Here is a 15008-nt window from a genome sequence, read left to right on the forward strand (position 1 = left end):
TCCAGTATGGCTGTCGGGCCGATTTCTCGACATCACGTCAAAAACAAAGGGCAGAAAGCGTCATAGTTCTGAACCCTGCATCTGCCCAACCGCAGTCCGTCAGCAAAGAAGGTCAAGCTGACGGGAACGTAGAAGGGGCCACAATCGGGGCCGCAATCGAGCTCAAAGAGCGGCACCTACAGCGCAACCGAGGCCGACAGCGCGGGGACAGCCGGGCGGCCAGAGCAAGGGTTTGCGTGTGTTGTCGGCACGGGTCAGTCCAAAACTACTGAACATTAGCGCGGTAATGTTCAGTAGTTTGCCGGCCAGCCTAAGCAGCGCGGGGTTCTACGGCCGTCCAGCAACGGCCTGTGTTCGCCAGTAGGGCACGTTGAGGTGTTTGCCGAACAGCACGTCCGGACCGAGTATCGAAGCGGGTGGTGTTGTCTACTTTCGCTCGATCACCCCGGCCGGACTGCGTAGGAGCGCTTTCCGCGACACGTCAGGGCCGTGAAACAATCAACCCCAAATTGGCGTGGCCCGAAAGCTATACCCAGCATGGGTTGGTGGCATTAAAGGCCGAAATGTTTCACGCTGGAGCGAAACCTTCTTGCGCTTGAAGCGATTCAAATGGGGATTTTTCGATCTCTGACGGCAATTCATCGATATCCGCGGTCGCTTGTATCGATTGCGTCTCAAAGCGTATCAACCACTACGTTAAGAATCCAGACACAGTCTCCCGCGCTATCACCCGTCATGAAGTCAACGAATGGGCCACGGGCACAATTGAAGGAATCTCCGGTACGCTCGCTAACGCGACCGGCTCGTGAGCGGTTGCCGAGAACGCGAATAACAACCGGAGAGAAAAGATGAGCCTGAGCTTCACAGAACAGGCCGTTGTCACCGAACTGGCGACGTTGCTCTACGAGTTTCTGCCGGCAAGCGGAAATAACGCGACGTCATTTCCATTGGCCGCCGCGCAGTCTGGTCTCGCGCAGGGATGGCCGGCACAACCGGGTGTCAGCAAACGGCCTGGCATCACGCATCTGGTCAGATGGACGTTGGAGCACCGGCGCGACCGGTTCTGTGCGCTGATTGAGGTCATTGTCGGCCAATCTATGCAGTGGCGCAGCCGCAAGCCCGACCCTTTATCACGCGCCGAAATCGAACACCTGAACAGGCTGCTCGAACGCCTCCACTTTAAGATTCCGGCCCTGTGGGACAACGCGTTCCTGGAGAGCCTACCCGGCGGCGGCAATTCCGCTCCCTCGGCGCCCGCTGCGAAATCGACGACCGCTACGGTGGTATCTGAAGATCGGCGGTCTGCGCTGCAGCGCGCGCTCCTTGAACTTCATGCACTGGAACCACAGCCGCGCGGGTTTGCCTTTGAGAAATTCTTGGTTGAATTGTTTGACGCTTATGGCCTCGCTCCGCGCGGCAGCTTCAGACTGCAGGGAGAGCAGATTGACGGCAGCGTGGTGCTTGGACACGAAACCTATCTCTTTGAGGCAAAGTGGCAGAACGCGCTTACAGGCGTTGGTGACCTTCATGCTTTCGCAGGAAAGGTCCGTACACGAGCTACATGGACTCGTGGCCTTTTTATTAGTCACGCGGGATTCAGCCCGGATGCCCTGGTTGCCTTTGGCCGGAGCCAGCCCGTGATCTGTATCGAAGGGCTTGACCTGTATGAAACTCTGCAAGGAGCGACCGGGCTCGAAGCGGTGTTGGCTGCCAAGGTACGACGTGCGGCGGAAACCGGACAACCATTCGTGCGTTACAGGGATCTGTTTTAGGCGCTGCGACATAACATTGTGTCGCATCCCCAGTAGTAAAACTGGATACCGCCCAGACATCGACGCGAAGTCCTCGGCGACCGAATGCAAGGAAACGGAATTCGTGAGACTGGCGTCTGGTTCGCGAGGCTGAGATTAACCGTCTAAACCCGCTTCCAGCCGTTTTAGGATGACTAAGGAATGCAGCGACCTCGGCGGACAGCTCGTTCATGCGTTGCCTGAAAAGCATGCATTCGCTCAGATCAGCGTTGATGAGAGCACATCGAACTTGTGCTAACGCATGCTAGTCTGTTCCTGCTGTAACACCAAAAAGGAGAGGGCCATGTACAGAATGTTCAATCCCATGAATGCGGGCGATGACGTAGGCGTCGATTTTGATCTTGAGGTCAACGGCGTGGTGCAACATTTTTGCGTCAGCAGCGAAGCCATTGAAGACCTGACCAAACGCGAAAAGCTTCACGGCAAAGAGTTGACCGACGCGTTCCAACTAAAAGCTGACCTGATTTGCGAAGTCGCACAGCGCAAAGACGGTTCGCCTAGTAGCGGGCGAATCCTGTTGAAGACCTCGGACTTCTGAATCGGGGACAGCCCGCCGAAGCGACCATAAAACGCACGAAAGGAACGACGAGTCATCATGCCGATGCACAGGGATGCAAGGACACAAGTAGGTTGGCTGGTCTTATCCGCTTCGTTTCTCCTCGGGGGCCTTACCGTTGGCGTTTTTGCGGCGACCGCCTATCATACGGGCGATTTTTTGAGTTCCGCCGACGCAACGCAAAAATGGTCTATCTGGTCTTCTATCGGCGCGTGCCTTGGCTCATTCGCCGCTGTCATCGGCGTGGGCGTGGCGGCATGGAGCTTTCGATCACAGGTACAGCAAAGCAAAATCACACTCGGCGCGGACATGCTGTTGAAGTTGACCGAAACCTTCGATAGTCCCCGTATGCACGAAGCGCGTTATCGGGCGGCGCATTACCTCCAAAGCACAGGGCTGCGAGACAGCGGCCTGATCAGCAACTCACATGTCGACACAGTGCTGGACTTCTTCGAACAAGTCGCATTGCTTGAACGTCGGGGCGCTATTCAAACCGAATTTGTATGGCACGCATTCTACGAGTGGATATTCAACTACTACCACCTGACGAAGAACTATCGCGCCGAAGTACGCAGATCCGATCCGACCGTCTGGGGTGATTTTGAAATGCTCTACGCGCGGGTTCTAGAGCGACAACGGGCCGACGCGGCGACCTGTCCGACGCATAGCGAACTCGTCGCATTCGTCGGGGAAGAACAGGCCTTGAGGCCGCTCCATTGAAAGCGGCGTCACGCATGCCGGTTAAATCCACCTAAGAAATTTGCCCCCTTCGGCGGCTGTGCAGGAGCGGGCGATTCTTGGCCACCGCCGGTAACGCAAAAATCTCTCTCGTCGGCTGTGGCAGACAAGCCAGTCAACGACTATGGTGCTGAAGTTGGTGCAAGGTCTGATACGAGTTATCAGCATTGAAAAACAGAACGCCCGCGCTGATTCGCGACGGCTCGGGGGAGGGCGGCTCATCGCGCGACTGCCCGCGATCGTGTGGGCAGTCGAACCGGGTACGCCGGGTTGAGCGCTTGCCGCTCAGGGCATCGCTCCAAGAACGGGGACATTAGCGCGACTTGATGCGACAGACGAACGGGTTGCCTGCGGCGCGGAAAGCTGAACATTCGTGAGACGAAGCGGATAGGACGTCGCCTATCATTTACGGGCCACCGCTGGGCCGTGCATCGCTGTGCTTTGTCAGAAAGAACCGCCGAGCTCGCCGGATCCGGCGGCTCACGACATGAGGCCAGGTATACAGGTGGCCGACGGCAAGGTGCGATCATCGCCACCCCGTGAGGTCGTTTAACGGACCGGCGAGCTCGGGCGTCGGCGCCATCGAATTTTGTCGCGGGTCGTGTGATTTGCCTCAGAGAAACGCCTCCGGTATCGCGATGCACCCGCGTCGGCGGGCGTAGACCGAAATAAATCTGTCACAAGTTCGCAACTAAATCTGTCAACTCGCCTAAATCCAGCGCCGGCGGCGAGAAAAACCAAGAGAATTCAACAGGTTGTCGGACGCGAATTAAAAGTGTCACCGCTTCATGGCGCGTAAGTCGTCAACCGGCGACCGTGGACGTTGCTCAGGACGAGGGACGTCCATATTTTCGTCCGAGCGAACGCGCAATCGATGACTGATGGCAGCGCGGTCCCGCCTGCGCATTGCCGGGGTTGTCGAAAGTAGCGAAAGGCGCCCGTAGCTGAAGTGCGAGTGGCACGAGACGCATCGGAACGGTGCTTCGACGAGGCTGGTGTTGACGACGTAGGGCGTCTCTTCCCCACAGTGCAGGCATCGCGTTTCGAGCGATTGCCGATGCGCAGGACAACGGTCTTCATCGTTGAGTTGATACAGCACACTGTGGTAGCCATGTGCCGCGCACTGTCGGCAATACCGGAAAGCGGGGTGGTAGCGGCCAGGGACCGCCGAGTCGAGCAGCGATGCGTGCAGCACGTTCTCGGGCAGGCGCAGCAGACGACGAAGGCGCATGAGGTTGACGACCTCGCGCACAGGAGCCACGCCAACAGACGGGTCAATATCGGGGTCTATCAGTTGAACGAGGAAATCGGCAGCGAGTGCGTTTGCACAGCCGAACTTCCACAGAATCGAGACCAGTGATTCTCCCGGCATTAGCCATTTGAGATTGAAGACGCTCCCGAGCGCCAGACGGAGTTCGCGCTCGTCAAACGCCAGAATCGGGAAGCGAGGCGGCTTTAGCGCCGCCGGGTTACGCCGTCGCAAGCACGCGTCCGGTGGCATGCCGAGACTGAACGTAACCGCAGTGACGCACCGAGTGAGTCCACAAAGCTGCGTCGGGGCAGTAGCCTGGTGCGTCCTTGAGCTCGCTGTCCTTGAGCACGATCTCGACAGCGCGTGCGAATGATTCCATGGGCAAGTCCAGGATCCCCGGCAAGCTCGCCTTGTGGTGTGCATTCTCGAACGCCTGCCACAGAACGGTGGCGTCGCTGGTCAGCCGATAGCCGGCGTCGAAGGACTGAGGCACATAGAAGCGCGTGAAGCTCCAGGGGGTCCGCTCGGGATAGGCGGTCTGGTCGTAACCATTGAGGCACGTTGCGACATCCTCGGCGTTGCGGATGCCGGAGAACGCAAGTTCTTCGACCATGAGACGCGCGACGATCTGCGTCTTGTGCGCAACCTGGAGTGCCGTCTTCTGTGCAAGCAGTTCCTCCTGTCCAACGAGGAACGTGAAAAGTTTGATTTGCTGACGATCGAGCGCGTCGTGCACGTCCCGCAGCCATTCGTACTCGTGGTCATTGAGTCTCTGCGCCTCGTCGCAGAACAGGATCACGGTGCCACTTCCGGCCCTGGCGGCGGCCTCGCGAATGCGCAACGAGAGTCGCGTTCGTTTGGTCGACGTTGTGCCGGCATTCGGACAAGTGTCGCCGACCGCCTCAAGCAGCGTTGCGAAGAACGGGCCCTCGGCGTGCCGCGGCTTGTGCTCGCACTGCGCATGGTACGTGGTGATCTTCGGGTATTCGCGTGCGAGTAGAAGCCGCACGTATTCGATGGCGCGGGTCTTGCCAACCCGCGACGGGCCATAGATGAGCGCACCCATGATCCGGTAGCGCAGACAGCGCGTGACGAGTTCGTAGAAGCCTTCAATTGCGGGTGTGGCGAGACGGTAATTGCCAGTGACGAGTGGATGCAGCGATGGATCGACCGGACGCGGTATCTTAAGCGACATGACACACTCCCTAAAATGACGACGTTAAAAGACTTGGCCAGTACCAATCGAGAGCTTTCGTGGACGCACCGGCGTGGGTGGCGGAAGTGAGGCGAGCCCGTCGGTTTGCGATTGCGTCGATGATTGCGTGCGCGCTGTAACTGCAGTTTCGCTCTCGGCGGGACGGCTCGGCCCGAGCGGCGTGCGTACGGTCGATGCCGACGCCAGCGACTGCTTTGTACGGGCAAGATCGGTCGCCGCCTTGCGCGTCTTCTTCGCCTGTTTGAACTTCTCCTGAACGTAGGCTTCGATCGGATTCATGCCGACGTCAGAGAATCGCTGGCGCTTGCCTGACTGTTTGCAGATCTCCTGACGTAGCTTGAGGTTGTGCGGCACCAACTGCCACGCGCCCTGAGCGTCAAGTACGCCCAACTCCGTGCCATCCGCGAGAAAGGCCCGTACGGAGCGAAGATCGTCCGCGTTCATATAGATCAGCAGACGCTGGCCGATCAGATGCGTACTGGCAGCAAGCACACGGTTTGTGTAACGGACGCGGTAAAGGTTGATGTGCGGACGCACACCCTGCCCGATATAGGCCCGAACGCGGCACCGCCTTGCCGATTGCATCAGACAGAGCGTTCGGCGACGCTGTTCAGCGAGCCACGCCAGCAGCGTTTGCCTGCTGCGCACGAAGTACTCCATGGCTTCCAGCGGCGTCGCGTTGTTGAGGCCGGTGTGGGGTGTACCGTTGTAACTTGAGATGGCGTACTCAACCAGTTCACCCAATTCGTCAAGGGAGACGTAGAGGCGCAGGTCGCCTTTAGGATCAGCGAGTGCCCGACGCAGGTCTCGTGGATGAGAACCGGTGTAGCCGGGTAACCGAGATGAGAGGCGACTGGCGATCGTGCCGAAGAACCGCTCGATATAAGGCCGTTCGTCGGGACTGTATTTCGGTCCGGCGTCAGCCACGCAGCCAACGAACTCGCATAGCGCCGTCAAGGTCTCATTCGCGAGATTTGCCTTCGCGTTGTCGAGCTTCATCCATTCCCAGGTTGCATACGCCAGTTCAGGCAGGCGCTCCGACGGAAAGCCGTCCTGCGTTCCACGGGCGAGGCCAGCTATCGTGAACGCCCGCGCGTGATGAGGTTCGAGCGCATTCTCGATTGTCTTGATGACGTCGTAGCGGCTGTATTCTCTGGCTAACGCGATGTGATAACCGAGCACGGCGCGCGTACACACGTCTATGATTGCAAGGAGCCAAACCCTCTCCATCTCGAATTCGTGTGCAAAGCCGAGTGGATCGCGTACGACAACCTTGAGCCGGATGTCGAGCCGGTGGCCGTCGAATTCGACGACCTGATACGGACGCGTCGCCGCGGGCGTACCTGCTGCGTCGAGGCGAGGCAAGCCCTTGAGGTGCGGCGCTCCGGCCGAGCGGGCCGCCGTCCCGAACGTGCGCAACATCTCATCCTTTAAGCGTCGTGACAGCGAACGAAGTGCACGGTCGGCTGTGTTGAACGGATAGTCACCTGCCGTCAACCCCACCGACCGACATTGGTGCAGGAAGTCATCGTGTAGCGATTGCAGACCGCGCAGGCGAGTTCGTAAGTGACCGTCCGTATGTATCTGCTCAAGCAGTACCCTGCGACGTTTGACCTGAAGAAGCAGCCATCCTGCAAGCGCCGGATAGCGTTCAAAGAGTTGCGCCAGAGCGCCAGCGGCGCCTCGACTGCCGCGTTCGCCGTGCACCTGTACGTCGCGCACTCGCTCATAGTCTGCGATGCGCATGTAGCGGATAAGTCCCCGAAAGCCGAAAGGGCGCCCGTCAGGATGCTGTTGCTGCGCGCGTTCGAGCCAGCGGTACAGTTGACGGCGATTGATACCGGCGGACTGCTCAATTTCCCTGATCGATTCCCCGGCGACGTAGCGCAATATGGCCTGTTGGCGCTTCTCGAACATGTTCCGCGTCGCCTGGTCAAACTCGGTATAGGCGACAGTGGGCCAGGCGCTAACGTCGATCGCCTGCAGATCTGGTTTGCGGCGATTCATAAGGTGCCTCCGTAGCCACGAATGGCGTGAGCAGGGACAGGGGTTGCGTTTGAAGCTCGTGTGAGCTGACCCGGCCGTCATGAAGCAGACCAAACAAGGCAGCGCGAACCAGAACAGGATCGGTGGACGAGAATTCCCGCTCGATATCGAGCAATCGTTGAGATTGCTTCAGGAAACGGGCGATCGTTCCGGACAGCGTTGACGGAATGAGACCGCGGTTGGTGACAAGGTAGGGGAGCATCCGCTGCCAGTTGTCGAGCCATACACGCGCAGCGGCTAGTTCAGCCGGCGCGACAAACCGGATCAGCAACTCGTTTTCCTCATCGTCGCAGGGGAATGCTGTAACCGATCCATCAATTTCAGATTCTATGAGGATAACTAATTCTCGAAGATCGACGTAATGTACCCAGAAGTCAGCGAGACGACGGGATCCGTTGATCATCACATAGCCTGGGCGTTCGCAGAACGCGATCACTTTGGGATTCGTCTCAAGGAGCAGCCATTGGTCGAGCAGCGGACGCCGGTAAAACATGACGCGGCGCGCAAGCTTCGGGCTGAATGCCTCGAACCGGTGGGCGCCGCGTGGACGGGCGAGCGCGACCGGCTCCGGAATATACAGAGAATTTTCCATAAGTCAGGGCCTTACGGACGGGATTCGAAGTGTAGGAGGCGAGGTGACGAATTTAATACGGACTTTCGAATTGACGCTTTGATTTCGTTCGGACTGGAAGCAAAAATGTCACTGCAACGGCGCATCGGCCCGATATTTCGAGGCTCCGTCGGTGACACATTTAATTTGGCCTACGGGTGGGCGAGTGACATCCCGCGCGCCGATTGCGCGGACATCGGCAGCAGCAATGACTTGCTCAGAGGCTTTCGGTTCGCACCCGGGCGGATAGCTTTTCGTTTTGTTCCCGCCATGCGTGCCCGGACTTTACTGAAGACGGCCGTCGCTGAATCTCGCGCAATTCATGCAACCGTTTTTGATCCCATCAAAGGCTGACAACTCCGCTCTGTCATCGAGGTGTGAAGGCCCGTAATGCCGCGATAGCGCTCCCCCGCCGGGTCCCCGACGCAAACTTTCCCCGGGTCACGCCAAAACGGACGGACATTTCTGTATCACTTTTAAAACAACCGACAAATGCTTATGCGATCACGGTTTCAAGGTCGCAAATACAGGTGTTTCAAATGGCGTTATAGAAATCGGATGCGCCTCCAGTAAGGCATTGAACAGACGAAAGCGTTTGCGCGATTGATCGGACGGATAGTTCCGGTTCGATCAGGCACTGTTCAAGACTGAATCAAAAACGTTCTCATCTCCACTGTGCGCTACTGCATATCCTAGGGCGCTCCATGATGGCATTGGGTTTTACGCCTACTGGCACGGTCCTCGCTATATGTGTGGTGCAGCACTAGCCAATGTCGAAATTCGAAACAAGCAAACGACTTTGGCAGAGCTGCTTACGGGGCTGGTCGCAATACGTCTTCGATGGATGCCGTTAGATGCATCACGGGACGCGGGGTGGACCAGAATAAAAATACGGCGCACAGCGCACGAATCAGAGAAGAAAAACATGTTGACCCTTCAATCCGACCTGCACGGCAATCATTTGTTGGGTGCGCTTCCGGCGCACGAATGGCAAGCTCTTACGCCCCACCTGGAGCTCGTGCAGCTTCGTACGGGCCAATTGCTTTGCGATTCAGGACAACGTATCCATCACGTGTATTTCCCGACGACGGCCATCATCTCTTTGCTTCATTCGATGGAAGACGGCAGTTCGGCGGAAATAGCCGCCATCGGCCGTGAAGGCATGACCGGCGTTCCTATCCTGACCGGCGGCGATACCATGCCAACGCGCGTTCAGGTCCAATGCCCCGGCTTTGCTTATCGCATGAGCGCCGCCGCCTTGCGCGAGCAGTTCAATCGCTCGGATTTCCTGCGCCGCCTGATGATGCTGTACATGCAAGCGCTGCTGACGCAAATTGCGCAGACCGCTGCGTGCAATCGTCACCATTCGCTGAGCAAGCAGTTGTGCCGCTGGTTGCTGATCGAGATCGACCGTACGCCGTCCAACGAATTCCAGGTGACGCAGCAGATGATTGCCGACATGCTGGGCGTGCGTCGCGAAGGGGTCACGGAAGCAGCAGGAAAGCTCCACGACGCGGGCCTGATCCATCACAGCCGTGGTTGCATCAAGGTGCTCGATCGCGCGGGTCTGGAAGCCCGGGCGTGCGAATGCTATGGCATCGTCAAGCGCGAGTTCGACAGGATGCTCCCGCGCGTGCGTCAGACTGAGGAAGTCTGCTAAGGGTTGTCCTGTTGCCGCGAAGGTCTTATTGTGTGGATAGGTAAATGAGTCGAGAGGGCGGGAGGTCGTCGTCCTCTCAGTGCCGTACAGGTACGACTGCGTTTCGATCGGCTATGCGAATTCGGGTACTAACTCTTGTCCGTCGGGCATATAGGTCTTCTGTTACGTGCAGGGAGCTGCCGTGCGAGGATCACCTCAGGTTTTCGGCGAAGAATCCAACAGCCCATATTGTCACGCCTGATATCGCGTTGACCCATTCGGACAAAGAATCGATTCCACCCGAACCGGGTGTATCGACGCGATCCATGTCGCTATTAGGCACTCGAGCGATTTGGGCTCTTCTGAGTTAGTGCGCACTTCCCGCGCGGATATGTTGAAAAATCGACGTAAAACTTCATCATCAACGAGTTGATGCCCGCTGCGTATTTAAGCTGGTCTCGATGCATCCGCATAATACGATGCGGATGACGAAGGTTAGCGCGGTCGGTTAACTCAAATGCAGGAGCAGGGCGCTCCCACCGTCATACCGACGCTGCCTCGCACCAACGAGGTATGACCGATGCGGTATCCTCCGGGCCTGGCAGGTACATAGGTTGTCTTTCGCTTAAATCGGAGAACGCGAACATGAATAAACAGGAACTCATCGATGCAGTGGCCAGCGAAGTGGGCATCGCGAAATCCGCCGCAGCAGAAACGATCGACGCATTTTTGGCGACCGTGACGAACGCGGTGGTCAAGGGCGACCCAGTTCAATTGATCGGGTTTGGATCTTTCAGCACGGGCGCGCGTGCAGCCCGTGCGGGTCGCAACCCGAAGACTGGCGAGGCGCTTCAAATTGCGGCGTCAACGACCGTCAAGTTTACGGCCGGCAAAGCGTTCAAAGACGCAGTGAACCAGTAGAGCGTTAAACGCGTTTTCCGCCTGCGCGGGTCGCAGGCGGTGGCAATGAGCTCGGCTTGATACCTGAGGGCTCACACTAGAACAATTGATCGTCGAGCAACCTCAGATTTTTCCACTTCACCGCGCTGCGTCGCTCGACACCATCGGCGTGCAGCGAACGGATCATGACGCGCTCGCCCCGTGCCTCACCCAAGACCTCCGCAATTCGGTCGCTGTACCGCACCAGCGCACCGCGCTTGGGACGTGTCTTCAGGGGGAGGCGGGCGCGGGAACTGATACGTTTGTTGCGAGGCATGGCTAAAAAGTGAACGCGTTCATTGAGAAGGAGACCGGCCGTTAATCCGATTTCGGTCGAACCAGTGGCGACACGCCGGTGCCGGTGAGGAATTGACGCAATTGTTTTTCAGCCTCCACTACCCGGTGCATCGGCGCCTCACTCAGTTGCTGGTCGTGCAGCGCAAGCAAGCGTTCGATCACGGGCGCGTCCTGCCCGCTGATTATGCACCTGCCACATTTCGCAGCCACCGCGAGAGCGTTTTCGAACGCCGCCTCTGCATGTTCGTAGCACTCAAACGGCAAATCACCATACCCCATCCGCTGAAGGAAGTAGGCCATATAGACCGAACGGACCAGTTCGTTGATCTGATGCCGGTTCGCGCTGTCGGCTCGGCACGCAGCCAGCGCGAGGTGTTGGGCGAGTGACATCTCGCGTGCCGATTGCGCCGACATCGGTAGCAGCAACGACTTGGTCCGAGGTTTTCGGTTGGCACCGGGCCGGGTGGCTTTTCGCTTGGTTCCTGCCATGCGCATATCGAGGCAAAGTTCAGAAAATTTGGGTCAGCCTACTGTCGACATCTGGGCTATCTACTGGTCGTCGTTGGTGCGCGAGGGCGGAGTCGAACCGGCACGCGTTCTAGTTGGCGGCGGATATTACTGTAAGTCCCCGGTGCCTACCATTTTCATCACTTGTGCTGGAGGGCCTCTCGTGAATCGCACACGGTACCCGTGGATGAGGAGCCCTCACGTCTCTAACCACGTTTGGGGTAGATGCCCTGTCGCGAGCCCCATTTTAGCGCAACAGGGCACGCGCCACCCGACGCGGAAGGGCAGTGAGCGGCCAATTTTGGTCGGCCGACTTTTGGCAGTGAGCGGCTGTTTTGGTCGAAACACCGGCCGTGCAGCGTGGCTTCGCGGCATCGGATGCCGGCACCGTCATCGATGAACACTAAGCGCGAATATCCGCCGCCATATCTTCGTCGCTACGAGCCTCAAACTTGCCGGGACGACACGCGCGCACGAACCCTGGCCATGGATTGCCTACTTCGTTCATCTCGCGCTATACGATGATCGCTGCGCGGTTACAAATCTTCGGAGCGGTCAACGCGAAAAATTGCTCCGACGCAAAGTGTCTCAGTTGGCTTATTATTTTCAGGCCGCGTAGACGTTTAAACACTCGATGAGAAAATCCTGCGATGAGACCTTAGGCAAGCACATGCCGAGGTCCGCGTTCGCTACGTGCGTTGCTAGATTCAGGCACTCCAAGTCGTTCAACACTTGTCACATCGCCGAGGTTTCCTTTGGCCACAAAGAAAAACAAAACCGTTCGTATGTCAGGCACCTTCACCATCCGGGAGGGGCAAGCCATGATAGGGGACTTGGACCTCGGTTGTCGCAAAATGAAGCTCCATCTCCACGCCCAGCACGAGATCGGACGTGATATCGAGCCCGTGACGATTACCGGTGTCTTAGGAGATCTACGAAGGGTAAGTGTGTCGAGTAAACGAATTTCAGAATGGCGAGTCTGAGAGGCAATCTGATCCTGACCGCCTGCCTGCCCGTGAAATGTGCCGTTGAATTGACTGAACCGGAGAAGAAGATCTTGCAACAGCTGTCGCGCAAGCATCCTCATCAAGACTTTCGGACCCGTGGGCTGGGTCTGCTGGAGCTTGCCGGCGGACGGCGGGTTCATGAGATCGCCGTTGAGCTCGAGGTGAGCGACAAGTCGGTGTACAACTGGGCGCATTCCTGGAACGACAGGGGCCTGTGTGGTTTGCTGAGCGGACATAAGGGCGGGCGGCCCCGCGCATTGTCTGATGCGCTGGTCGCCACTGCCGTCGAATCGGCCCGCGCCGAATCGATGACACTCAGGCAGATTGCGCTGCGCATTGAGGAGGTACATGGCCAGCCTTTGCCATGCCGCCTGGAAACGCTGTCGGTGGCGCTCAGGCGCGCCGGGTTTTCCTACAAGCGTGGCCGCTACTCGCTCAAAAAAAACGCGACGAACAGGAGTTCGCCGTGAAAGCAGACACGCTCTCAAAGTTGCAGCAGGCCGCTCGCGATGGGGCGTGCCGCCTGATTTACTTCGACCAGTCGGGGTTCTCCGCTTCGCCGCCGGTGCAACGTGGCTGGTCGCCCATTGGTGAGCCACACCGTGTTGTTCCTCAGCCGCATTGCAGACGCTCGGTCCTCGGTGCATTTGATTTCGGTGCGAACCTGCTCAGGCATGAAGCCCGCAAGGCAACCATAAAACGCCCCGACATTATCCAGTTTCTTGATCAGATCGCGCAGGAAGGCAAGCCCGGTTTGATGACGGTCGTGGTGCTCGACAATGCCTCGATTCATCACAACATCGATCAGGAAAGGATCGACCGGTGGTTTCTCGAGCATCGCATGGTGCTCTTCTATCTGCCGCCCTACAGTCCCGAGCTGAACCTGATTGAAATCGTCTGGAAGCACGCCAAGTATCACTGGCGACGTTTCGTCACCTGGACGAAGGAAACCATCGATGCTGAGATCGCGAAGCTGCTCGCCGGCTATGGCTCAGAATTTGAAATCCGTTTCGCCTGAACACTTAAGTTGCATACGCAGCGTTTCCGCTTCATCTCGTTCTGCCGGGGGAAACGAGGAGCGGTTTTACTCGGCAGAAGTGCTGCCCAACTTCGTTGCGATTGGTGACCATCATCTGGATCCAGACAGTGCGTGCTTGGCAACCGTGAGGTTCACAACGCAAGACATAGCAACGCTTTTCCACGATTACGAGGCATTCGGTCATGCATTCCTATCCGAACAAACAATCGACACCATCAAAGCAGACGCGAAATTCAGGCACGGTGCTCAACTGGTGGAACGACCTGACTTCTTTTACTTCAATGGAAGACACGATGTCGTTCGCGTCGATACCATATTCGGCTGCTTTCGGGTCTATCATCAACCTACTTTCCGAATGGGCGGCACGGGAACCCTCGTGAAAAATCGCATGTACGCGGAACTGGCGTTCGAGGCACCCGTAGATTTCGATACATGTATCAGCAGATTGATGTCCATCTATCGCTTTCTTTCGGTCGCGGCCGGAAGACGGCAATCCATCAAATCGATCCAGTTGACGTTGGCCGACAAAGGTAGAGAGCTTCGCGACGGCATAGTGATGCCAGCGGTTCTCGATCTCTATTGGAAACACGCTCCGAAAAACCCGAAGAGGCAGACAGATGCGCCGCATCCCGGTGATGTACCATTAGCTCCAGTCCGCCACCCTGACGAGTTTTCCAAGGTCCTTCGCAGCTGGCTTGAGCGAGAGGTCACTTGGAAGACCGCCCGAATTAGGTTTGTTGACGGGATTGGGAAAGGCCGTTCCTACAGCATAGACCGGCTAGTGGCTGTCGCGAATATGTTCGATATCCTTCCGCCGGAAAACGGTGGATCGTCATCCGGGCTTTCGCCAGATCTCGAGGAAGCTCGCAAAAAGTGCAGAGAAATATTCAGAAAGCTGCCTGAGGGCTTGGAGCGCCAGTCCGTGCTAGGGGCACTGGGTCGGATGAATAGGCCGTCGCTTACCAAGAAAGTACTTCACCATGCAAACAAAGTCGCTATGCATCTCGGATATGCGCCTCTCGAGCTTGCACGCGTAGCAACACTCGCCGTGAGGCTGCGAAACTACTTTGTGCATGGGAGCTTAGACGGCATCAACTATCCAAGCGTTGAGCCGTTCGTGCCATTTCTCACAGACACGTTGGAATTCATCTTCGCCGCCTCGGACTTCATCGATTCTGGATGGGATGCGAGAGCGTGGGCGGCACATCCCCATTCAGCCAACCATTTGTTCGCATCGTTTCGATGGAGTTATCGCGAACGTGTGGACGCTCTCTCGACCGCATTGAACGGCGCTTATTGATATTTCCGTAAAACATGACAACCAATTGGAGCCCGGCGCGTTATATCTTCA

At 57.5% G+C, this 15008-nt stretch carries 13 protein-coding genes; 8 read left to right on the forward strand and 5 right to left on the reverse strand.

Annotated features, from left to right (window positions below; genetic code table 11):
* The first annotated feature begins 848 nt into the window (after window positions 1-848).
* The 3 genes from SBC1_RS38605 (at window position 849) to SBC1_RS38615 (ending at window position 3087) form a co-directional block, all read left to right on the forward strand.
* On the forward strand, window positions 849-1772 hold the full coding sequence (locus tag SBC1_RS38605; RefSeq protein ID WP_165989367.1) for a restriction endonuclease: 924 nt from the start codon (window positions 849-851) through the stop codon (window positions 1770-1772).
* Between the two features lie 322 nt (window positions 1773-2094).
* Entirely contained in the window at window positions 2095-2349 is a 255-nt protein-coding gene (locus SBC1_RS38610; protein ID WP_165989369.1) for a hypothetical protein, read from the forward strand.
* 177 nt (window positions 2350-2526) lie between these two features.
* Complete coding sequence (locus SBC1_RS38615) at window positions 2527-3087, forward strand: hypothetical protein (RefSeq protein ID WP_165989371.1); 561 nt, start codon at window positions 2527-2529, stop codon at window positions 3085-3087.
* Window positions 3088-3883: 796 nt separating this feature from the next.
* On the opposite strand, the gene SBC1_RS38620 is transcribed toward SBC1_RS38615, so the two are convergent.
* Genes SBC1_RS38620 through SBC1_RS38635 form a run of 4 tightly spaced genes read right to left on the reverse strand, consistent with a single transcriptional unit; the run spans window position 3884 to window position 8211 of the window.
* A complete protein-coding gene (locus SBC1_RS38620) occupies window positions 3884-4588 on the reverse strand; it encodes a hypothetical protein (RefSeq protein ID WP_207958453.1) in 705 nt (234 codons plus the stop codon).
* Window positions 4575-5552 (reverse strand): ATP-binding protein, encoded by a 978-nt coding sequence (locus tag SBC1_RS38625; protein WP_165989373.1) that lies wholly within the window; start codon window positions 5550-5552, stop codon window positions 4575-4577. The genes SBC1_RS38620 and SBC1_RS38625 overlap by 14 nt, the downstream gene beginning before the upstream one ends.
* A 24-nt stretch (window positions 5553-5576) precedes the next feature.
* On the reverse strand, window positions 5577-7580 hold the full coding sequence (locus tag SBC1_RS38630; protein ID WP_165989375.1) for a helix-turn-helix domain-containing protein: 2004 nt from the start codon (window positions 7578-7580) through the stop codon (window positions 5577-5579).
* On the reverse strand, window positions 7540-8211 hold the full coding sequence (locus SBC1_RS38635; protein ID WP_165989377.1) for a hypothetical protein: 672 nt from the start codon (window positions 8209-8211) through the stop codon (window positions 7540-7542). Before SBC1_RS38635 ends, SBC1_RS38630 begins: the two co-directional genes overlap by 41 nt.
* Window positions 8212-9154: 943 nt before the next feature.
* Here SBC1_RS38635 and SBC1_RS38640 point away from each other — a divergent pair.
* Window positions 9155-9889, forward strand: a complete 735-nt coding sequence (locus SBC1_RS38640) for a Crp/Fnr family transcriptional regulator (protein ID WP_165989379.1) — start codon at window positions 9155-9157, stop codon at window positions 9887-9889.
* Between the two features lie 624 nt (window positions 9890-10513).
* Window positions 10514-10789: an HU family DNA-binding protein gene (locus tag SBC1_RS38645; RefSeq protein WP_122181174.1), complete on the forward strand. Its 276-nt coding sequence runs from the start codon at window positions 10514-10516 to the stop codon at window positions 10787-10789.
* A gap of 336 nt (window positions 10790-11125) precedes the next feature.
* On the opposite strand, the gene SBC1_RS38650 is transcribed toward SBC1_RS38645, so the two are convergent.
* On the reverse strand, window positions 11126-11494 hold the full coding sequence (locus SBC1_RS38650) for a hypothetical protein (protein WP_243830342.1): 369 nt from the start codon (window positions 11492-11494) through the stop codon (window positions 11126-11128).
* A gap of 1174 nt (window positions 11495-12668) precedes the next feature.
* Between SBC1_RS38650 and SBC1_RS38655 the strand changes: the two genes are divergently transcribed.
* The 3 genes from SBC1_RS38655 to SBC1_RS38665 are packed head-to-tail and all read left to right on the forward strand — an operon-like array spanning window position 12669 to window position 14957.
* Window positions 12669-13088, forward strand: a complete 420-nt coding sequence (locus tag SBC1_RS38655) for a helix-turn-helix domain-containing protein (protein WP_243830343.1) — start codon at window positions 12669-12671, stop codon at window positions 13086-13088.
* Window positions 13085-13636, forward strand: coding sequence for an IS630 family transposase (locus SBC1_RS38660; RefSeq protein WP_165989381.1), 552 nt, complete (start codon window positions 13085-13087; stop codon window positions 13634-13636). Before SBC1_RS38655 ends, SBC1_RS38660 begins: the two co-directional genes overlap by 4 nt.
* The gene (locus SBC1_RS38665; RefSeq protein WP_165989383.1) at window positions 13605-14957 is read left to right on the forward strand and encodes a HEPN domain-containing protein; all 1353 of its coding nucleotides are present in this window, start codon (window positions 13605-13607) and stop codon (window positions 14955-14957) included. Before SBC1_RS38660 ends, SBC1_RS38665 begins: the two co-directional genes overlap by 32 nt.
* Window positions 14958-15008: the final 51 nt, after the last annotated feature.

The sequence above is a fragment of the Caballeronia sp. SBC1 genome, assembly GCF_011493005.1.
GTDB lineage: Bacteria > Pseudomonadota > Gammaproteobacteria > Burkholderiales > Burkholderiaceae > Caballeronia.

What these genes read in the sequence shown, in the direction of transcription:
- SBC1_RS38605 (WP_165989367.1), top strand. Translation starts at nt 849, where the DNA reads ATGAGCCTGAGCTTCACAGAACAGGCCGTTGTCACCGAACTGGCGACG.
- SBC1_RS38610 (WP_165989369.1), top strand. Translation starts at nt 2,095, where the DNA reads ATGTACAGAATGTTCAATCCCATGAATGCGGGCGATGACGTAGGCGTC.
- SBC1_RS38625 (WP_165989373.1), bottom strand. Translation starts at nt 5,552, where the DNA reads ATGTCGCTTAAGATACCGCGTCCGGTCGATCCATCGCTGCATCCACTC.
- SBC1_RS38630 (WP_165989375.1), bottom strand. Translation starts at nt 7,580, where the DNA reads ATGAATCGCCGCAAACCAGATCTGCAGGCGATCGACGTTAGCGCCTGG.
- SBC1_RS38635 (WP_165989377.1), bottom strand. Translation starts at nt 8,211, where the DNA reads ATGGAAAATTCTCTGTATATTCCGGAGCCGGTCGCGCTCGCCCGTCCA.
- SBC1_RS38640 (WP_165989379.1), top strand. Translation starts at nt 9,155, where the DNA reads ATGTTGACCCTTCAATCCGACCTGCACGGCAATCATTTGTTGGGTGCG.
- SBC1_RS38645 (WP_122181174.1), top strand. Translation starts at nt 10,514, where the DNA reads ATGAATAAACAGGAACTCATCGATGCAGTGGCCAGCGAAGTGGGCATC.
- SBC1_RS38650 (WP_243830342.1), bottom strand. Translation starts at nt 11,494, where the DNA reads ATGTCACTCGCCCAACACCTCGCGCTGGCTGCGTGCCGAGCCGACAGC.
- SBC1_RS38665 (WP_165989383.1), top strand. Translation starts at nt 13,605, where the DNA reads ATGGCTCAGAATTTGAAATCCGTTTCGCCTGAACACTTAAGTTGCATA.